The following is a 20,050-nucleotide window of genomic DNA, read 5'->3' as shown; positions in this document are numbered from 1 at the left end:
CCCCACAGCTCGGTGCGCACGCGGCGGTGCAGGGCCTCGGCGAAGGCTTCGGCCAGGCGGTCGGCGATGGCGGTGGAGAGGATGGCCGAATAGTCGTCGCCGGCCTGGCGGAACTGCTCGGCAAGCTCCAGCTCCCCATGGCCGGCGGTGACCGCGAAGCCGCCCACGTAGTCGGGCCGCGTGCCGACCGGCGCCACGAAGTCCGCCAGGGCGGTGTTGGGCCCGTCCTTCAGCATCTGCTGGCGAAGCGTGTGCAGGCGGCCGATCTCGCGATCGCGCGCCTCGTCGGCATAGAGCACGATGTCGTCGCCGTCGGCGTTGGCCGGCCAGAAGCCGATGACGCCGCGGGCCTCGACGAGGCCCTCCTGGATCATCTTCGCCAGCATCGCCTGGGCGTCGGCGAACAGGTCCGTGGCCGCCTTGCCGACCACATCGTCGGTGAGGATCGCGGGATAGCGGCCGACCAGCTCCCAGCTGGCGAAGAACGGCGTCCAGTCGATGTGGCGGGCGAGCTCGTTCAGGTCGTAGGGGGCGAAGGTCCGCGTGCCCAGGAACGTGGGCTTGGGCGGATCGTAGACCGTCCAGTCCGGCGTGAAGGCGTTGTCGCGCGCCTCGGCGAGGCTGCGGCGCGCGCGATTGGTCTGGCCGCGGGCGAACTGCTCGCGCACCTTGACGTAGTCGGCGGCGACCTCGGCCTCGAAGCGGGGCCGCTCGGTGGGCGACAGCAGGTTGGAGACGGTGCCCACGGCCCGGCTGGCGTCGAGGGTGTAGACGGTGGGGCCGGCCTTGTACTGCGGCGCGATCTTCACCGCGGTGTGGGTCTTCGACGTGGTGGCGCCGCCGATCAGGAGCGGCATGGTGAAGCCGCGGCGCTGCATCTCGCCGGCCACGAAGGCCATCTCGTCGAGCGAGGGCGTGATCAGGCCCGAGAGGCCGACCATGTCGACGCCGTGGGCCACCGCCTCGTCGAGGATGCGGTCGGCCGGGACCATGACGCCGAGGTCGATGACCTCGTAGTTGTTGCAGGCCAGGACCACGCCCACGATGTTCTTGCCGATGTCGTGGACGTCGCCCTTGACGGTGGCCATCAGGATCTTCCCGGCCGCCTGGCGCTGGTCGGCGCCGCCGGCCAGCTTCTCGGCCTCCATGAAGGGCATCAGGTAGGCCACGGCCTGCTTCATGACGCGGGCGGACTTGACCACCTGGGGCAGGAACATCTTGCCCGCCCCGAACAGGTCGCCGACCACGTTCATGCCGTCCATCAGCGGGCCTTCGATGACGTGCAGCGGGCGGGCGGCCTTGGCGCGCGCCTCCTCGGTGTCGGCCTCGATGAATTCGGTGACCCCATTGACCAGGGCGTGGGTCAGGCGGGCCTCCACCGGCTGCTCGCGCCACGCAAGGTCGGGCCCCTTGGCTTCGCTCTTGCCGCCCTTGTACTTGGGCGCCAGCTCCAAGAGCCGCTCGGTGCCTGAGAGGCCCGAGGCGGACTTGCGGTTCAGCACCACGTCCTCGACCGCCTCGCGCAGCTCGTCCGGCACCTGGTCATAGACCGGCAGCTCGCCGGCGTTGACGATGCCCATGTCCATGCCCGCCGCGATCGCGTGGTAGAGGAAGACCGAGTGGATGGCGCGGCGCACCGGCTCGTTGCCGCGGAACGAGAAGCTGACGTTGGAGACCCCGCCCGAGACGCGGGCGTAGGGCAGCTCGGCCTTGATGCGCTTGGTGGCCTCGATGAAGTCGACCGCGTAGTTGTCGTGCTCCTCGATCCCCGTGGCGATGGCGAAGATGTTGGGATCGAAGATGATGTCCTCGGGCGGGAAGCCGATCTCCTCAGTGAGGATCTTGTAGGCGCGGCGGCAGATCTCGACCTTGCGGTCGGCGGTGTCGGCCTGGCCCTGCTCATCGAAGGCCATGACCACCACGGCCGCGCCATAGCGCAGGCACTTCTTCGCCTGCTCGACGAACTTCGCCTCGCCCTCCTTCATGGAGATCGAATTGACGATCGCCTTGCCCTGCACGCACTTCAGCCCGGCCTCGATCACCTCCCACTTCGATGAATCGATCATCACCGGCACGCGGGCGATGTCCGGCTCGGCGGCCATCAGGTTGAGGAAGGTCTTCATGGCGGCCACGCTGTCGAGCAGGCCCTCGTCCATGTTGACGTCGAGCACCTGGGCGCCGGCCTCCACCTGCTGGCGCGCGACGCTGAGCGCCGCCGGATAGTCGCCCTCGGCGATCAGCTTGCGGAATTTCGCCGACCCCGTGACGTTGGTCCGCTCACCGATATTGACGAAAACTGGTCGCATTCAATCAAACCTGTCATCCCGGCCAACGGAGCGGCGAAGCCGCGCAGGCCGAGCCGGGATCCATTCGCAAAAAACTACGTGTCATCCCGGTTTGGCCGGCAGGCCAGGACCGGGACCCCCAGCGCCGGATCGTGGGGGAAATAGAGCAGTCGGCGCCGCTTCGCCATCTCTCGAAGCATCGACGTTGGGGGTCCCGGTCTTCGCGTCGCGAAACCGGGATGACCGCGGAGGGTGTGCCGTCAGGACGCCAGCTCGAACGGCTCCAGCCCGGCCAGGCGCAGCGCCACCGCCCGCTCCGGCACGGCCCGCGGCGTCATCCCACGCACCTCGTCGGCCACGTGCTTGATGTGGTCCGGCGTCGTGCCGCAGCAGCCGCCCAGGATGTTGACGATGCCGTCCTTGGCCCAGTCGTGCAGCATGTGGCCGGTCTGGTCCGGCGTCTCGTCGTACTCGCCCATGGCGTTGGGCAGGCCGGCGTTCGGGAAGGCCGCGACCAGGGTGTCGGCGATGCGCGACAGCTCGGCGATGTGCGGCCGCATCAGCTCGGCGCCCAGGGCGCAGTTGAGGCCGACAGCGAACGGCTTGGCGTGCTTCACCGAGTTCCAGAAGGCCTCCACCGTCTGGCCCGAGAGCGTGCGGCCCGAGCGGTCGGTGATGGTGCCGGAGATCCAGATCGGCAGCGGCTCATAGCCCTCGTCGCCCAGGTCCATGATGGCCTTGATCGCGGCCTTGCAGTTGAGCGTGTCGGTGATGGTCTCGATCAGGAACAGGTCGACGCCGCCCTCGTGCAGGGCGCGGGCCTGCTCCAGATAGGCCTGATAGACCTGGTCGAAGGTGACCTTGCGGGCGCCGGGATCGTTCACGTCGGAGCTCATCGACAGCATCACCGGCAGCGGCCCGATGGACCCCGCCACGAAGCGCGGCTTTTCGGGCTCCTTGGCGGTCCAGCGGTCGGCGACCTGGCGGGCGATGCGCGCGCCCTCGAAGTTGATGTCGCGCACCGAGCCTTGAGCCGCGTACTCGCCCTGGCCGATCGAGGTGGCGGAGAAGGTGTTGGTCTCGCTGATATCGGCGCCGGCCGCATAGTAGGCGTCGTGCAGCTCGGCGATGATGTCGGGCCGGGTCAGGCACAGGATGTCGTTGTCGCCCTTCAGCTGGACGGCGTGGTCCGCAAAGCGGTCGCCGCGGTAGTCGGCCTCGGCCAGGCCGCGCTTCTGGATCATCACGCCCCACGAGCCGTCGAGGATCAGCACGCGGGTCTTCGCGGCCTCTTTCAGCGCTGCAATTCGCTCCTGCCGGGTCATGCCGCGGCCTCCTTGGGTTCGCTCGTCATGGGTTCGCGCACGCCCAGCACCCGGCAGATGGCGTAGGTCAGGTCCGCCCGGTTGAGCGTGTAGAAATGGAAATCGCCAAAGCCTTCCTCGGCCAGCCGCGCGCACATCTCCGAGGCCACGGAGGCGGCGATCAGCCGGCGGGTCTCCGGGTCGTTCTCCAGGCCCTCGAACAGGTTGGCCAGCCACTGCGGCAGCTGGATGCCAATGGGCCCGGCCATCTTCTTGAGGGCCTTGTAGTTGGTCACCGGCATGATCCCCGGCGACACCGGGATGCTGACGCCAGCCTTGCGGACGCGGTCCATGAACCGCAGGAAGCCATCGATGTCGAAGAAGAACTGGGTGATCGCCCGCGTCGCCCCGGCGTCGATCTTGGCCTTCAGCACGTCGATGTCGTGCTCGATGCCCGGGCTCTCCGGATGGACGTGCGGATAGAGGCCGACGCTCACCTCGAAGTCGCCCACCGCGCGGATCGCCGCCGTCAGCTCGGTGGCGTTGTTGTAGCCGTCGGGCCTGGGCGCATAGGCGCCGCCGATCTGCCCCGGCGGATCGCCGCGCAGGGCCACGATGTGGCGGATGCCGGCGTGCCAGTAGTCGCGGATCACCTCGTTGACGTCCTCGCGGCTGGCCTCGACGCAGGTCAGGTGCGCGGCGGGCTTCAGGTCGGTCTCCTCGGCCATCCTGAGCACCGTGCGGTGGGTGCGGTCCCGCGTCGATCCGCCGGCGCCATAGGTGACCGAGACGAACGAGGGATTGAGCGGCGCGAGGCGGCCGATCGCCTCCCACAGGGCGGCCTCCGCCTCCGGCGTCTTGGGCGGCGAGAACTCGAAGGAAACGTTGGGCCTGGGCGTCCCGCCGACGCCGGCGCGCGCGACAGGTCCGAGGGCGGTGTCCGAAGGTGTCACGCGGCGCTCCTCTGCTGAGCGGCGGCGCGCTCCGCTGTCCAGATCTTGACCGTCAGTCCGGCGTCGCGGGCCGGCGGCAGGGTCTCGACCTTGAGGTCGGCGAAGGCGCCTTCGCCCAGCCAGCGGCGGATCTCCGCGTCGGAGAACCCCAGCCGGCGGTGCTGGTGCTGCTCGCGCAGGAACTCCAGCTTGTGCGGGGCGAAGTCGACGATGATCAGCTTGCCGCCGGGCGCGGTGATGCGGACGGCCTCCTTCACGGCGGCGGCGGGGTCGGTGAGGTAGTGCAGCACCTGGTGAACGACCACGAGGTCGGCGTCGCCGTCCGGCAACCGGGTGCCGAAGATGTCGCCGTGGCGCAGCTCGCAGACTTTCAGGCCCGCCTGCCAGACGTGGTTGCGGGCGATGTTGAGCATCTGCTGGGAGAGGTCGAGGCCGAGCGCGGCCTCGGCGCGCGGACCGAGCAGGGTCAGCATACGCCCGGTGCCCGAGCCGAGGTCGACGAGCCGCCGATAGGGCCCGGGCCCCGCGGCCCGCAGGATCGCGTCTTCGACGTCGCCCTCGGCGATGTAGAGCGAGCGGATCTCGTCCCAGCGGGCGGCGTTGCGGGCGAAATAGTCGGAAGCCACCGACGCGCGCTCGGCGAAGACGGCCGACAGCCGTTCGGCGTCGCGGATCAGGGCCGGGTCGTCGGGATCCATGCGGTCCAGCACCTCGCGGATCAGGCCGCCGGCCTGCCCCGCGCCGGTGAGCCGGTAGAAGACCCAGGCGCCGTCCGGAAAGCGCTCGACAAGGCCCGCCTCGGCCAGCAGCTTCAGGTGGCGCGAGACCCGGGGCTGGCTCTGGTCGAGCACGCCGCAGAGCTCGAGCACCGCCAGCTCCTCGCGGGCCAGCAGCGCCAGGATGCGCAGCCGCGTCGGCTCGCCGGCCGCGCGCAGCACCTCAACCGCCTGGCTCGCCTTGAGCTTCATGCGGCATATAAAGATATCTTTATGTCTTTAAGTCAAGAGGCGGGGGCGTCCGCGGCCGGCTCCCAAAGCTCGACCTTCACCCCCGCCGGATCGACGATCCAGGCGAACCGGCCCATGCCGCCCTGGTCCTCCGAACCGAGCGGCTCGACGCCTTCGCGCTTGACGCGCTCCAGCACCCCGTCGAGGTCGTCGACGCGCAGGTTGATCATGAACGGCAGGGCTGAGGGCGCAAAGTACTTCGTATCGGCCGCGAACGGGCTCCAGACCTGGAAGCCGCCATCGGCCGACGGCAGGATCGAGCCGCCCCAGTCGGCGATCTCGAACCCCAGCACCCGCCGGTACCAATCGCCGACCGCCTTGGGGTCTTCAGCCTTGAAAAACACCCCGCCGATCCCGAGCACCTTGGCCATGGTGGCCCCCCCGTTTCAGGCCGTCGCCGGGCTCATCACCGGCTCGCCCCCAAGGAACAGTCGCACATTCTCCACCGCCTGGGCCACCATGCGGGGAATGGAGTCGGTGGTGCCGCCCGCCGTGTGGGGCGTCAGCACCGTGTTCGGAACCTCGGCCCAGCGCGCCGCCGGCGTCGGCTCCTGCGCGAACACGTCGAGGCCCGCGCGGCCCAGCCGCCCCGCCTTCAGGGCCGCGACCAGGGCGTCCTCGTCGATCAGGGAGCCGCGCGCCACATTGACGATCATGCCCTGCGGCCCGACCGCCTCGATCACCTCAGCCGAGATCAGGCCGCGGTTGGAAGCTTCCGCGCGGGCGGCGACCACCAGGATGTCGCTGTCGCGGGCCAGCTCCAGCAGGCTCGCCGCGCGCGGCCAGCCGGCGGCGGGCTTCGCGTTCGGCCCCCACCAGGCGACGCTCATGCCCATGGCCTCGACGCGGCGCGCCACCGCCTCGCCGATCGCGCCCAGGCCCACGATCCCCACCTTGCGGCCCTTGAGGCTCGGCTGCGGCTTCATGCGGTCGGCGTCGCGCCAGCCGGTCCCCTGCCGCACGATCCGGTCGCCGGCGGCGATGTTGCGCCAGGCGCCGATCAGCAGGCCGAGCGCATGATCGGCCACGTCGTCGGCGTTCAGCCCCTTGGCATGGGTCACCTCGATCCCCCGCGCCCGGCACCACGCCACGTCGACGCCGTCGTAGCCCACCGAGACATTGGCGATCAGCCCAAGCTTGGGCAGGGAGCCCAGGAACTCCGGCGTCAGGGCGATCTCCCCGGCGTGGACGATCGCCTGCACGCGACCCTTGTCGGCCTCGGCGAGCTCCCACCCCTTGGCCACCTTCAGGCCCTGGGCCTCCAGAGGCGCCTGCATGGGTCCAAGCATCGGGTGGGAGATCAGCACCAGGGGCGGGGGTCCGGTCATGTCCGCCTACTCCGCCGGAACGGCGGCCGGCTGGCGACACGTCATCAGGGGCTGGATGCGCTGGCCGAAGTCGTCGATGCCCTTGCGGAAATCGTCGAAGGTCAGCAGCACGCCGGCCGTATCCGGGACCGCGGCGATCTCGTCCAGCATGCGCGCCACGCTCTCGTAGGAGCCCACCAGGGTGCCCATGTTGAGGTTCACCGCCGAGGTCGCGTCGGCCAGCTGGGTGGTGTTGGTGGTCGGGCTGGCCTTGGCGTTGGGCGCCGCCTGGTTGGAGAGCCAGCTCAGCGCCTCCTGGTCGGCGCCGTCGCGGTAGAGCTGCCACTTGGCCATGGCCTTCTCGTCGGTCTCGTCGGCGATGATCATGAACAGGATGTAGCTCGCCACGTCGCGGCCGGTCTTGGCGGCGGCGGCCTTCAGGCGCGCGTTGACCGGCGCGAAGGCGGTGGGCGTGTTGGTGCCCTTGCCGAGCGCGAAGGCGTAGTCGGCGAATTGCGCCGTGAAGGCCAGGCCCTCGTCGGAGGAGCCGGCGCAGATGATCTTGGTCTCCCGCGGGTGCGGGCTCACCCGGCAGTCCTCCATCTGGAGATACTTGCCCTTGAAGTTGGAGACGCCCGTGGCCAGCAGCTCCTTCAGCACGGTGGCGTACTCGGCGAGGTAGTTGTAGCGGTCGGAATAGTGCTGCTCGCCGGGCCACAGGCCCATCTGGTCGTATTCCGCCTTCTGCCAGCCGGTGATCAGGTTGATGCCGAAGCGCCCCGGAGCAATCGAATCTATGGTCGAGGCCATGCGGGCCACGATGGCCGGCGGCAGGGTCAGCGTCGCGGCGGTGGCGTAGATCTTGATCCTGCTGGTGACCGCGGCCAAGCCGGCCATCAGGGTGAAGCTCTCGAGGTTGTGCTCCCAGAACTGGGTCTTGCCGCCGAAGCCGCGCAGCTTGATCATCGAGAGCGCGAAATCGAGGCCGTAGCCCTCGGCCTTCTGGACGATCTCCTTGTTGAGCTCGAACGTCGGCATGTACTGCGGCGACGTCTCTGAGATCAGCCAGCCGTTGTTCCCGATGGGAATGAAGACGCCGACCTGCATGTTTGCCCCCTATCCGCTCAGCGCTTGCCCACGTGGGCGATGCTGGCGATCTCCACCAGGAAATCCGGCCGCACGAGACCGCACTGGATGCAGTAGCGGGCCGGCTTCTCTCCGGGGAAATACTCCGCATAGACCTTGTTGATGGCGGCGTAGTCGGCCCAGTCCTTCACGAAAATCATGTTGAAGGTGACGTCGTCCATCGTCCCGCCGGCGGTCTCGACGACCCCCTTGATGGTTTCCAGAACCTGCCGCGTCTGGGCCTCGGCGTCGCCGACGTGGGCCACCTGCAGGTCGGGGGTGAAGGCCAGCGTGCCGGACACATAGACCACGCCGTCGGCCAGGGTCCCCGGCGAATAGGGCGCGATCGGCGCCACGGTCCCCGGCGGGGTGATAACGGTCTTGGGCATGTGAGGGTCCTTGGCTAGGCCTTCGGTGGAATCTGGCCGAACGCGCCCTTGAAGTCGGCGACGCTGGAGACCCAGCCGAAGAACGTCTCGATGTTGTAGAGCGAGGCGGCTTGCACGAATTCCGGCCCAGCCTGGTGGGTGGCGTCGGCCAACACCACACCGAAATATTCCAGGAAAAAGCCGTCCCTGAGCGTCGATTCCACGCAGACGTTGGTGGCGATGCCGACGAACACGAGCGTCCGCACGCCGCGTGTCCTGAGCACGCTGTCGAGCTGCGAGTTGAAGAAGCCGGAGTAGCGGCTCTTGGAGAGCACGATGTCGCCGGCCTGCGGCTGCAGTTCGTCGACCAGCTCGTAGTCCCAGCCGCCTCTCGCCAGCAGCTTGCCGGCCAGTTCGGGGCGCTCGCGCATGGTCTTCAGCGCATTGGACTTGTGGAAGTTGGGCGAGCCGGGCCCGCCGGCCTCCACGTAGTCGGCGTCCCAGCCGTTCTGGAAGAAGATCACGGGAATGCCCGCCGACCGCGCCGTCTCGAGCACCCCCTTGATGTTGCGGATCACGGCCGCGGCGCCGGAGATGTCGAAGCCCGCCAGGTCCAGGTAGCCGCCCGGCGAGGCATAGGCGTTCTGCATGTCGATGACCACGACGGCGGTCGTGGCGGGATCGACGGTGAGGGGCTCGGGCCGGGCCGGCAGGACGATGGTGTCGGCAGAGCTCATCGGGACCCCTGTTTGGTGGACGCCCACCATGGCATAGCCGTGGACGATGCCAAGCGCCGGAGACCTCCCGCGATGACCGAACCTCTGGCGCGCGCCGCGCAGGACCAGCTGTTCCGCATGGCGCGCACCCGCAACGCCTTCTCGGACAAGCCGGTGTCGGACGCCCTGCTGCGCGAGCTCTACGACCTCCTGAAGTGGGGCCCGACCTCGGGCAACGTCTGCCCGGCGCGGTTCGTGTTCCTGACGACGCCGCAAGCCAAGGCGCGGCTCGCGCCCCTGATGTCGCGCGCCAACCGCGGCAAGGCGATCGGCGCGGCCGTGCAGGCGATCGTCGCCTACGACCTGAAGTTCGCCGACAAGATCCCCGAGCTGTTCCCGCACAATCCGGGCTCGGCCGCCTGGTTCGCCGACCCGGCGGTCGCCGAGGAGACGGCGTTCCGCAATGGCAGCCTGCAGGGCGCCTATCTGATCCTGGCGGCGCGGACGCTGGGCCTCGACTGCGGGCCGATGTCGGGCTTCGACCGGGCGGGCGTGGACGCCGAGTTCTTCGCCGGCACGACCTGGCGTTCGAACTTCCTCTGCAACATCGGCTACGGCACGGACGAGGCGATGTTCGAGCGGCTGCCGAGGCTGGCGTTCGAGGACGCCTGCGAGGTGCTCTAGCTCGCCGCCCTGTCATCCCCGGAAGCCGCGCAGCGGGCTATCCGGGACCCATGTCGCCTGATCGCTGAGACGGCTCTCTGCGCGGCCGCACCCTGTCCTGAGTTATCTGGCGATATGGGTCCCGGATAGCCCGCTACGCGAAACCGGGATGACAGGGAGGGGCGAGGGCGCGACAGTTGCGCCTGCAACCGGCGCGCCATGACGCTGGCGGGAGGATCAGGCCATGCGGTTCGGCATCTTCTACGAGCACCAGCTGCCGAAGCCCTGGAACGAGGGCGACGAGGCGCGGCTGTTCCACCATGCGCTGGAGCAGGTCGTGCTCGCCGACCGGCTTGGGTATGACTACGCCTGGGAAGTGGAGCACCACTTCCTGGAGGAATATTCCCACTCCTCCGCCCCCGAGGTGTTCCTGGCGGCCTGCGCGGCGCTGACGAAGAACATCCGCCTCGGCCACGGCATCCGCCAGGTGATCCCGCACTACAACCATCCGGCGCGGACGGCCGAGGGGCTGGGCACGCTCGACATCATCTCCCATGGCCGGCTGGAGTTCGGCATCGGGGAGGGCGCGACGCGGCTGGAGCTCGGCGGCTTCAAGATCCCCGCCAAGGAAAAGCGCGCCCTGGCGCTGGAGGCCGGGCGCGAGATCGCCAACATGATGGCCATGAGCCCCTACCCCGGCTACGAGGGCCAGGGCTTCTCCTTCCCCTGCCGCAACATCGTGCCCAAGCCCGTGCAGAAGCCGCATCCGCCCATGTGGATGGCCTGCACCAACCGCGACACCATCAAGGTGGCCGCCGCCAATGGGCTGGGGGCGCTGGCCTTCTCCTTCGTCGATCCGGACGAGGCGGCGACCTGGGCCGAGATCTACTACGGCATCATCCGGTCGGACGCGTGCGTGCCGCTGGGCCACAGCGTGAACGCCAACTTGGCCATGGTCTCGAACTTCTCGGTGCACCGCGACCGCGACGAGGCGATCCGGCGGGGCCAGGAAGGCTTCGAGTTCTTCGGCTATGCGGTGAACGCCCTGGTGGCCCACGACGCGATCCCCGGCCGCTCCAGCCTGTTCGAGGACTTCCAGAAGTCGCGCGCCAAGAGCGACGAGGAGATCATCGCGGCGCGGAAGATGAGCCTGCGCAACGCCAATGGCATCGGCACGCCCGACGACATCCGCGAGCACATCCGCGCCTTCCAGGCGGCCGGCGTCGACCAGGTGATCTTCCTGCAGCAGGCCGGGCGCAACCAGCACCAGCACATCTGCGAGAGCCTGGAGCTGTTCGCCGCCGAGGTGATGGGCGAGTTCAAGGCCGAGGCGGCCGCGCGCGAGGCGAAGAAGGCCGCCGAGCTCGCCCCGTTCATCGCCGCCGCCATGGCCCGCAAGCCCTGGCTCGAACCGCTGCCGGACCACGAAATCCCGGTGGTCCCGGCGTCGCGCCCGCGCGCCGAGATCAACGCGCCGGCGCGCTAGCCGCCCGCGTCCAGTCCAGCGGCGCGACCTTGGGGATCAGCAGGCACCAGGAGACGACGCCGCTCAGCGCCACCGCAGCCGCCACCGCGAAGGGCGCGCCGAAGCTGCCGGTCCTGTCCACCAGCACCCCGGTGACCAGCGGAGCGACGATGCCGGCGGCGTTGCCGATCATGTTCTGAAAGCCCATCCAGGCCCCGCCGGCGCGCGGTCCGGCCAGGGTCTGGCCGATGCAGTAGATCGCAGGCCCCGAGAAGCCGAAGCCGACCGCGGCGGCGAACAGGCTGGCGTTGGCAAGGCTCGCATCGCCGAAGGCGCAGACGGCGAGCGCGACCGCGACAATGATCAGGCCCGTCGCCATCCACCCCTTGCGGACCAGGTTGACGGAGCGGCCGGCGTCCACCAGGCGATCGGACGCCCAGCCGAGCACCAGGGAGGCCGCGGCATAGACCAGGTAGATCTCGCCGCCCAGCACCGCCATCTCGCTCATGGTGAAGCCGCGGGCCTTGACCAGATAGACCGGCAGCCAGGTGATCACGAAATAGAAGGCGTAGTTGTTGGCGAAGTGGCCGAGGCCGGACGCCCAGGCCTCGCGGCGTTTGACGATGGCGGCCAGCGAGGGCGCGGCGCCGGCGCTGGCGATCTTGTGGGCGGCCGGGGCGGCGCGCGACACCGCCAGCCACGGGATCAGCCACAGCAGCGACCCGAGGCCGAAGATCAGGAACACGGGACGCCAGCCCATCTGGGCCATCAGCATGCCGCCGACGAAGGTGCCGAACGCCGGGCCGAGCGCCGTGCCGATGATGATCAGCCCGTTGGCGGCGCCCATCTTGTGATGCGGCAGGTGCTCGGCGATCAGCTTCGACGAGCAGGGGAAGGCCGCGCTTTCGCCCAGTCCCAGGACGATGCGCAAGGCGATCAGGGCCGCGAAGCCCGAGACCAGGCCCGTCGCCGCGGTGGCCAGCGACCACAGCGCCAGGCCCGCCGCCAGCGTGCGGTAGGGATTGATCTTCTCCGCCAGCCAGCCGGCCAGCAGCTGGCAGGGCGTATAGCTCCAGAAGAAGGCCGAGATGATCAGGCCCAGCCGCGAGGCCGAGAGACCGAGCTCGTCCTTGATCAGCGGACCGGCTGTGGCGAGGTTGCCGCGGTCCACGTAGTTGATGAACACGGCCAGCGCCATCAGCGGTACGACAGCCGCCCCCAGGCCGACCCGCGGCTTCTCCGCAGCGATGGCGGTCATGTTCGGCCCCTGCCCCAACTGGCGGGCAGTCAAACATCTTTGCCGGCGGCTAGCGAACGGTGTTTTCGATGAGCGCGTAGAAGTCGCGGGCGAAGCCTTGGGTGTCGCCAAGCGGGCTCGATCGGATGGCCTGTCGCAGGGTGGCCCGCAGGTCGGCGCGGCGATCCCGATCGGCCGCGAGCGCCAGCGCCGCGGCGCGGTAGCCCGCCAGGTCCTCGGCCACGAGATCTGGCAGGTCGAGGTTGGCCAGGATCGACCAGGACAGCCGTTCGTAGAAGGCCTCTCCGCGCAGGCTGATGACCGGCGCGCCCATCCACAGCGCCTCGACGGTCGTGGTGCCGCCGGTGAGCGGGAAGGTGTCGAGGGTGATGTCGATCTCGTTGTAGAGCGGCATGTGGCCGCCGCGCACTGCCTGGAAGACCACGCGCTCGGCGCCGACGCCCTCAGCCGCGAAGGCCGCGAGGATATGGGCCCGGAATCCAGCCGAGGCTCCTTCCGGGCGCAGGAACATGAAGCGCGAGCCGGGCGTCGAGGCCACGATCGAGGCCCAGGTCGCCAGCGCCTGCGGGGTATATTTGTAGGGGTTGTTGGCCGTGCCGAAGGTCAGGCCGCCGTGGCGTTCTTCGGGCAGTCGCGCCTCGATGGCGTGGGCGTCGGAGAAGGTCGAGGGGCCCAGTGCGATCCAGGTTTTCGGCAGGATCAGCGGCGTCTCCGCCAGCAGGCTGCGGTCGGGCGGGACATTGAACGGATCGCAGATCAGGCCGTCGATGGCGGCCAGGCCCGCGGAGTGCGGATAGCCCAGCCAGCTCGCCTGCCTGGGCGCGGCGCCATAGGCCATGACCTCCAGCTTGTTGAGCGCGGTCGAGCCGCCGAGCTCGATCAGCACGTCGAGGTCGTCGTCGGCGATCGCCTGGGCGGCCTCGTGGGCGGAGGCCTCGGGCATCTGGCGGAACGCCGTGGCGCGGCTGGCGAAGACCGCCTGCAACGGGTCGGGGCCGCGGTTGTCGAAGCCGTAGCAGAACAGCCGGATGCGCTCGGGGTCGAGGTGTTCGAACAGCGGCTCGACGAAATAGCCGACGGGATGGCGGCGCAGGTCCGACGACAGGAACCCGAGCCGGATCGTCTGGGCCGGCGGGCGCGGCGGGGCCTTGCGGATCGGCCGGCGCTCAGCCTCGGCTGAAAGCACCCGGCCGCAGATCCGGTGCTGCTCGAGGAGCTCCAGGCGGTCCGCATGGCTGCCCACCCGGCTGAGCTGGCGCAGCAGCGCGGTGTGCAGCCCGGCGTCCGCCCAGGCGCGTCCGAGGGTGCTGAAGTCGCCCAGCCGTTCGATGGCGGCGAAGTCGCACACCCGGCTGAAGACGTCGCGCACGACCTTGGTCTGGTTGGGCGTCAGCGCCCCGCCGGCCAGCACGGCCGCGCAGAGCCTGTGCGCCTCGTCGAGCTTGCGGCCTTCGTCGGGGCCGGTGGCGCGGGCCAGGTTCTGGATCAAGGGGACGAGGGTCGCCGCGGAGCCGGGGTCGAGCTCGGCGGCGCGGCGAAGGTGCGCCTCGCCCAGGGCCGGATCGCGCTCCGCCAGGATGTCGCCGAGATAGAGCTGGGCCCAGGCGACGTCGGGCCGCCGCGCGACGAAATCCTGCAGGAAGGCCTCGGCGCGGGCGCGCGGCCCCGCGGCGCGCAGCATCAGCGCCTTGGCTTCCGCGAGCCCGAGGTTCTGCGGATCGACGCCCAGGCCCTCGTCGAGGATGGCAAGGGCGGCGTGCGGCCCCTCGCCCTCGTTGATCGCGCGGGCCAGGTCCAGCACCACCCCGGCCCGGTTGACGCGGGCGCCGGGGTGGTCCGGCTTCAGCGACAGCGCGCGGTCGAGCGCGCCCAGCGCCTCATGGCCGCGCCCGAGTTGGCGCAGCATCACCCCATGGATGTTCCAGAGGTCCGGCGCCTCGGCGTGGGCGGCGACCGCCTGCTCCGTGAACCGCGCGCCGTCGGCGAAGCGACCGGCGTGATAGAGCTCCCGGGCGCGGGCCAGCGCCGCTTCGGCCGTGTCGGGGATGCTCTCGCGCGCCATCGCCCCCGAGATAGCCGGCTCAGGCGGCCGTGGTCCACAGCGGGCGCACCTCGACCACGCCGTGGCCGGACGCCGGACAGCGCGCCGCCCAGGCCGCCGCCGCCTGCGCATCCTCGGCCTCGATCAGGTAGAAGCCGGCCACCTGTTCCTTGGTCTCGGCGAAGGGACCATCCATGACCACGGCCTTGCCGCCCTTGGTGCGCACCGTCTGGGCCGTGTCGCTCAGCGCCAACCGGCCGCTCGCCACCAGCCGGCCTTCGTCGGCCAGCGCCTGGGTGAAGGCGCCGTAGGCGGCCATGTGCCGGGCCTGCTCGTCGGCCGGAAACCTGGCCCACTGGCTTTCCTCGGCGTGCAGCATCAGAAGGTATTGCATCTCGATCGTCTCCGTCCTTGGGTCCGGCCAGCTGAGCGCCCCCGGTCCACAGGATGACGCAGGCCCTTGCGGACAGCCGACATTTTTTCGGCAAGCTTGACGATGGAACATCGTTCGGCGTCTAAGCAGCGTCGGTGAGCGGCGGCGGCCGAAGAAAATCTCGCTCACCCGAGTCCAGCCCGCGCGCCTGCGACGGGCGCCGTCCGCCGTGTCCCGGATCCTTCCCACATGACTGCCCCTCTTCCGCTCTGGCGCCAGGGCGACTTCCGTCGCTTGTGGGCGGCCCAGGCCGTTTCCGACTTCGGCGCCCGCATCACCCGCGAGGGCCTGCCGATGATGGTGGTGATGATGCTCGCCGCCTCGCCCGCCCAGCTTGGCCTGCTGGCCGCCGTCCGCGGAGTCACGGCGCTGGCCGTGGGCCTAAGCGCCGGCGCCTTCGTCGACCGGCATCGGCGGCGTGGGATCCTGATCGCCAGCGATCTTGGCCGCGCGATCGTGCTGATCGGCGTTCCGATCGCCGCCTGGACCGGCGTCCTCGACCTGGCCGAGGTGTTCATCGCCGCCGCCTTGGTCGCGGCGGCCAGCACCCTCTTCGACATCGCCGACCACGCCTATCTGCCGAGCCTCGTGGGCCGCGAGCATGTCACCGAGGCCAACGCCAAGCTCGGGACCACCGAGTCGATCGCCGAGATGGGCGGACCGGCGCTGGCCGGCCTGCTGTTCCAGTGGCTGACCGCGCCGTTCGCCGTGGCGGTGAACGCCGCCACCTATCTGGTGTCGGCCGCCTTCCTCGCCCGGATCCAGGCCGTCGAGGCGCCGCCCAGCCGCGAACCCAGGGTCCGCCGATGGTTCGACGGCGTGCGCACCGGCGTCGCGGCGGCCTGGGAGCAGCCGGCGGTGCGCCCACTGCTGCTGTCGGCGGCGATCAGCGGCGTGTTCGGCGGCGTCTTTTCGGCGCTCTACATCGTCTTCGCTCTGCGGGTCGTTGGCCTCACCCCCGCGCTCCTGGGGATCACCATCGCGTTCGGCGGCGGCGGGGCGCTGCTGGGCTCGCTGATCGCCCAGCCCCTGGCCAAGCGGTTTGGGATCGGGCCGGCCATCATCGGCACGGCGCTCGCCTCGGCCGCCGCGGCCATGCTGATCCCCCTCGCCCCGGCCGGCGCGGTTCCGGGCATGAGCGTGCTGATCGTCTCCCAGATCCTCGGCGACGCGGTCGGGACCGCCACCCTCATCCTCGCGGTCAGCCTTCGCCAGGGGCTGCTGGCGCCGAACCTGCTGGGGCGGACCGGCGCGGCCTTCCAGGCGGTCGCCGGCGCGGCGGCGGTGGCGGGCGCGCTGGGCGGCGGCTTGCTGGGCCAGGCCCTGGGCGTCCGCGCCGCCCTGTTCATCGCCGCGGCCGGCCTGGCGATCGGCCCGGCGATCGCGGCCTTCACGCCGCTCCGCGCCCAGCGAAAGATTTCCGCGGCCTAGGGCGTCGGCGCGGAAACACACGGCCTCGCTTGATCGTTAAGCGATGAGCGCCCGTGCGAGGCGCGAGATCTCGAGGGAGATGCATGATGAAGATGATCCTGCTGGCCGCCGGCGCGGCCGCCCTGGCGCTGAGCGCCACGGCCGCCGACGCGAAGGCCAAACACCACAAGAAGCATCGCGGCATGGCCGCGGCGGCCGCGGGTCCGTCGCAGCCGATTCCCTATGCCGCGTTGAACGGCTACCTGAAGGCCTCGCCCAGCAAGCGCGCCTCCAACGACTGGTGGTCCGGCGCCAACGGCGCGGCCACGGGCGCGAGCGCCAACGCCTCCACCACGGCCGGTACGACCACGCCGTCCACGACCGCCGGCAGCGACGCGACCACGCCGCCGGTGTCCCCGACGCCGCCCAGCGACACCTCGGTCAATCCGTCGACGACCGGGGCCCCGCCGACCGCGCCCAAATAACGGACGAAGGGCTCCTCCCGGCCGGAGGAGCCCGCTTCCGATCCTCGAACTCAGACCACGAAAATCCAGCCCGGCGGCAGGGTCGTCATCTGCACGCCTACCAGGATCATCTGGTCGCCATTGCCCATGTCGATGACCGTGTCGGCGCCCACTTGGACGACGGTCCAGGTCGTGCCGAGATCCACCTGCACGCGATCTCCCTCCGAGATGTGGAAGTCGAGCACGCGGTCGATGCCCGCGCCGGAGAAGGTGTGGAAGATGTCCGCGCCTGCGCCGCCGACCAGGGTGTCGTTGCCGCGGTCGCCGGAGATCCAGTCGTTGCCGGCGCCGGCGGATATGGAATCGTCACCCTGCCCACCGCGAATGATCTCGGACCCGAAGCCACCCTGCAGCGTGTCGTTGCCGAGATTGCCGTAGAGGATGTTCGCACCGTTGAACGCGCTGATCGAGTCGTTGCCCTGGCCGCCCACCAGCCAGTCATCGCCGCCGGAGCCCCCGGCGATGGTGTCGTCGCCCTTGTTGCCGTTGATGTCGTCGAAGCCGGAGCCGCCGACGATGGAATCGTTGCCGTCGTCGCCGCGCAGGTAGTTGGAGCCGGATGCGTCCGAGATCGTGTCGGCGCCGGCGCCGCCGGAAACACTGTCGTTGCCCGGTCCGCCGTCGAGGGAGTCGTTTCCGTCGTTGCCGATCAGGCTGTCCGAGCCGGCGCCGCCCTGGATCGTGTCATTCAGCCCCGAGCCGATGAGCGAGTCATCACCTCCGCCGCCATCGAGGTGCGGAGACCCGCCGGCGGCGGTCAAGGTGTCTCCGCCATCGCTGCCGACCTGCCACACCGGCGTGGCGCCGACCGCGCCGAACGGGCCGACAAAGTTCTGCGGCGTCAGCGCGCTCGCTACGACGCCCTTCAGGGTCACCACCGTCTCCCAGACGCCCTGCAGGCCCGCGTTCGCCTGGATCACGGCGTCCGGGCCGCTCTGGCCCAGCCGGATGTTGAAGGGCGCGGAGAGGTCCAACCGGTCCTCGGTTGGATTGAAGTCGAGCACCACGGCCGAGGTCGGCACGGGTCCCGGCGCCAGCAGCAACTGACCGAGTTCGAGGGTGTCCGCGCCGGAGCCCAGCGTGATCTGCAAGGCGCCGCTGCCGCCCACGACCACGATGTCGTCACCGCCCCCGGCGTCCACGGTCGTGGCGCCCTGCCCCTGCACGAACTCCCCGCCCAGGGTGATGAAGTCGTTCCCCGTCCCGCCGAGCACGGTGGCGGTCCCCCCGCCGCCATCGAAGATGATGTCGTCGTTGCCGTCGCCGCCGTCGATCAGCAGGCCGCTCGTCGGGGCGCTGTTCAAGATGTTCAGGAAATCGTTGCCGGCGTCGCCGAAGATCTGTCCGCCCACGGCCCCGAAAACGACGACGGCGTCATCCCCGGCGCCGCCGTGCAGCGTGTTCGGCCCCGCGCCACCGGCCAGGGAATCGTCTCCATCGCCCCCATCGAGGCTGTTCGAGCCCGTGCCGCCATCGAGCGTGTCATTGCCCGCGCCACCCGCCAGCTGGTCGTCGCCCGCGCCGCCGGAAAGCGAGTCGTCGCCCGCGCCGCCCTGTAGCGTGTCGGGTCCTAGACCGCCCTGCAGTGTGGCCGACGCCGCGCCAGCGATGAGATTGACGCCCGGCGGTGTCGCCCCGCTGGGCGCCCAGCCGGCGAAATTGTCGGCCGTGAGCTGGGAGGGGGCGACGTTCTCGATGACGGCGAGATCGCGCCAGCCGGAGGCGGTGTTGATCTGCAGGATCGCGTCGGCTCCGGAGGGCGAGACCCGCAGGACGCCGACGGCGAAGGGATTGCTCGAATGATCCCAACCCGCGCCAAACACAGTGACGTAGTTGGCGAGGTCGAAGCGGTCGCCGCCGGCGCCAGGCTGGAAATCCGCGATCACGACCCGGCTCGGCGTCCTCTCCTGAGGATCGAAGCTGACGGTATCGACGCCGGAGCCGAGGATGAGGGTGGCCCCGTCCGATCCGCTGACCATGAAGCTGTCGTTGCCGGCGCCGCCGTTGAGGGTCGCCGCGCCCGCCCCGCTCACCAGGAAATGGTCGTCGCCATCGTCGCCGTTGGCGATCGCCGACCAGCCGGCGCCGCCCAGGAAGATGTCCAGCTCGTCGTTCCCGGCGCCGCCATCGAGGGTCGCCGAGCCGGGCACGCCGAAGGTGAGGCCGGCCTGCAGGGTGTCGGCGCCGTCGTCCCCGAAAAGCTGATCCCCCGCGTGTCCGTCGACAACGTCGTTGCCCGGTCCGCCGTGCAGCAGGTTGCGTCCGGTGTTGCCGCCAATCACGTCGTCTCCGGCGCCGCCGTCGATGGTGTCGTCGCCCGCTCCGCCGAACAGGATGTCGTTGCCGCCCGCGCCGGCGATGCTATCGGGACCCAACCCGCCGGTGAGCGCATCGGCGCCGGCGCCGCCCGTCAGGGTTTCTCCCGCCGCCGGTCCGCCGCCGGAGGAATATCCGAAGAAGCTGACGCCCTGCATCTGAGCCAGCGTCAGGTTCTGGAAGCGGATCAGGTCGACGTAGCCGTCGCCGCCGCCGTCCCAGTCGATCCGCAGGACCGTATCGGCGCCGTTCTGCGCCAGGGCGAGATGGCCGTCGGAAAAGGGGTTTTCCCCCGCCCAGTTGCTCAGGAAACCGGTGATGTCCCCCTGCAAGCTGTCTTCAGCTGGATTGAAGTCGGTGAGGGTGACCGTACCCGGCCGCTCACCGAGGTTGGCGAACGCCAGCACGTCGCGACCCGCACCCAGAGTCACGGTGATCGGTCCGGTCCCCGCCAGGCTGACGCGATCGTCGCCGTCGCCCGCGTCGATCGAGCCCAGGACGTCGCCGTTGGTGACAATGGTGTCATTGCCCGCACCGCCGAACGCCGTGAGGGTCACGGGCACAGGGACCGGTATGGGCAGGTCAGATGCGAAGCCGCCGGTTACGTTCAGGGCATCGTCGCCGTCACCGCCATCCAGGTAGGCCTGCCCGGCCTTCAACCCGGAGGTGATGGTCAGGAAGTCATTGCCCGCGCCGCCGAGCAGCCGGTTGGAATCCTGGCTGGTGTCGCTCAGCGCGTCATTGCCGGCGCCGCCGTCCAGGGTGTCGTCGCCCGGGCCCCCGATGAGATTGTCGTTTCCGTCCTCGCCGAACAGCAGGTCGTTGCCCTGGAGGCCGCTGAGCTGGTCGTCGCCGGCGCCGCCATGGATCTCGTC

The 20,050-nt window shown here is 70.0% G+C and carries 17 protein-coding genes; 4 read left to right on the top strand and 13 right to left on the bottom strand.

Annotated elements, in window-relative coordinates; all coding sequences use genetic code 11:
• The 9 genes from metH to rutB form a co-directional block, all read right to left on the bottom strand.
• The coding region (metH, locus tag VGT80_RS09190) for a methionine synthase (RefSeq protein ID WP_327455028.1) at positions 1 to 2,306 on the bottom strand (2,306 nt) is incomplete at its 3' end.
• A 239-nt stretch (positions 2,307 to 2,545) separates the two neighbouring features.
• Positions 2,546 to 3,610 (bottom strand): homocysteine S-methyltransferase family protein, encoded by a 1,065-nt coding sequence (locus VGT80_RS09185; protein ID WP_327455026.1) that lies wholly within the window; start codon positions 3,608 to 3,610, stop codon positions 2,546 to 2,548.
• Positions 3,607 to 4,542 carry a methylenetetrahydrofolate reductase [NAD(P)H] gene (metF, locus tag VGT80_RS09180; RefSeq protein ID WP_327455024.1) on the bottom strand — a complete coding sequence of 312 codons (936 nt, stop codon included), beginning with the start codon at positions 4,540 to 4,542 and terminating at the stop codon, positions 3,607 to 3,609. Before metF ends, VGT80_RS09185 begins: the two co-directional genes overlap by 4 nt.
• Positions 4,539 to 5,510 (bottom strand): metalloregulator ArsR/SmtB family transcription factor, encoded by a 972-nt coding sequence (locus tag VGT80_RS09175; protein WP_327455022.1) that lies wholly within the window; start codon positions 5,508 to 5,510, stop codon positions 4,539 to 4,541. The genes metF and VGT80_RS09175 overlap by 4 nt, the downstream gene beginning before the upstream one ends.
• Before the next feature lie 32 nt (positions 5,511 to 5,542).
• Entirely contained in the window at positions 5,543 to 5,920 is a 378-nt protein-coding gene (locus VGT80_RS09170) for a VOC family protein (RefSeq protein WP_327455020.1), read from the bottom strand.
• A gap of 15 nt (positions 5,921 to 5,935) precedes the next feature.
• On the bottom strand, positions 5,936 to 6,877 hold the full coding sequence (locus VGT80_RS09165; RefSeq protein WP_327455018.1) for a 2-hydroxyacid dehydrogenase: 942 nt from the start codon (positions 6,875 to 6,877) through the stop codon (positions 5,936 to 5,938).
• A gap of 6 nt (positions 6,878 to 6,883) precedes the next feature.
• Positions 6,884 to 7,963, bottom strand: coding sequence for a pyrimidine utilization protein A (gene rutA, locus VGT80_RS09160; RefSeq protein ID WP_327455016.1), 1,080 nt, complete (start codon positions 7,961 to 7,963; stop codon positions 6,884 to 6,886).
• Between the two features lie 17 nt (positions 7,964 to 7,980).
• Positions 7,981 to 8,370, bottom strand: a complete 390-nt coding sequence (gene rutC / locus VGT80_RS09155) for a pyrimidine utilization protein C (protein ID WP_327455014.1) — start codon at positions 8,368 to 8,370, stop codon at positions 7,981 to 7,983.
• Positions 8,371 to 8,384: 14 nt separating this feature from the next.
• Entirely contained in the window at positions 8,385 to 9,086 is a 702-nt protein-coding gene (gene rutB, locus VGT80_RS09150) for a pyrimidine utilization protein B (protein ID WP_327455012.1), read from the bottom strand.
• Positions 9,087 to 9,158: 72 nt separating this feature from the next.
• Between rutB and VGT80_RS09145 the strand changes: the two genes are divergently transcribed.
• Both VGT80_RS09145 and VGT80_RS09140 read left to right on the top strand, forming a co-directional pair.
• Positions 9,159 to 9,749 (top strand): malonic semialdehyde reductase, encoded by a 591-nt coding sequence (locus tag VGT80_RS09145; protein WP_327455010.1) that lies wholly within the window; start codon positions 9,159 to 9,161, stop codon positions 9,747 to 9,749.
• Between the two features lie 223 nt (positions 9,750 to 9,972).
• A complete protein-coding gene (locus tag VGT80_RS09140) occupies positions 9,973 to 11,214 on the top strand; it encodes an LLM class flavin-dependent oxidoreductase (protein ID WP_327455008.1) in 1,242 nt (413 codons plus the stop codon).
• Here VGT80_RS09140 and VGT80_RS09135 read toward each other — a convergent pair.
• From VGT80_RS09135 to VGT80_RS09125, 3 genes are read right to left on the bottom strand one after another with little or no spacing between them, the layout of a single operon-like run.
• Positions 11,195 to 12,451 carry an MFS transporter gene (locus tag VGT80_RS09135; RefSeq protein WP_327455006.1) on the bottom strand — a complete coding sequence of 419 codons (1,257 nt, stop codon included), beginning with the start codon at positions 12,449 to 12,451 and terminating at the stop codon, positions 11,195 to 11,197. The genes VGT80_RS09140 and VGT80_RS09135 overlap by 20 nt on opposite strands.
• Before the next feature lie 49 nt (positions 12,452 to 12,500).
• Positions 12,501 to 14,513, bottom strand: coding sequence for a hypothetical protein (locus tag VGT80_RS09130; protein ID WP_327455004.1), 2,013 nt, complete (start codon positions 14,511 to 14,513; stop codon positions 12,501 to 12,503).
• Between the two features lie 19 nt (positions 14,514 to 14,532).
• The gene (locus tag VGT80_RS09125; RefSeq protein ID WP_327455002.1) at positions 14,533 to 14,886 is read right to left on the bottom strand and encodes a YciI family protein; all 354 of its coding nucleotides are present in this window, start codon (positions 14,884 to 14,886) and stop codon (positions 14,533 to 14,535) included.
• Between the two features lie 228 nt (positions 14,887 to 15,114).
• Here VGT80_RS09125 and VGT80_RS09120 point away from each other — a divergent pair, with 228 nt between their 5' ends.
• Positions 15,115 to 16,356, top strand: a complete 1,242-nt coding sequence (locus tag VGT80_RS09120; protein WP_327455000.1) for an MFS transporter — start codon at positions 15,115 to 15,117, stop codon at positions 16,354 to 16,356.
• Positions 16,357 to 16,439: 83 nt separating this feature from the next.
• Positions 16,440 to 16,820: a hypothetical protein gene (locus tag VGT80_RS09115; protein WP_327454998.1), complete on the top strand. Its 381-nt coding sequence runs from the start codon at positions 16,440 to 16,442 to the stop codon at positions 16,818 to 16,820.
• Between the two features lie 50 nt (positions 16,821 to 16,870).
• Here the strand turns inward: VGT80_RS09115 and VGT80_RS09110 are convergent.
• Positions 16,871 to 20,050, bottom strand: a 3,180-nt coding sequence (locus tag VGT80_RS09110; protein ID WP_327454996.1) for a calcium-binding protein, incomplete at its 5' end; no start/stop codon positions are given.

It is taken from the genome of Phenylobacterium sp. (assembly GCF_035944335.1).
Taxonomy (GTDB): Bacteria; Pseudomonadota; Alphaproteobacteria; order Caulobacterales; family Caulobacteraceae; genus Phenylobacterium.
The sequence above is the reverse complement of the archived record's forward strand: the minus strand, read 5'-3'. Positions and strand labels throughout refer to the sequence as shown.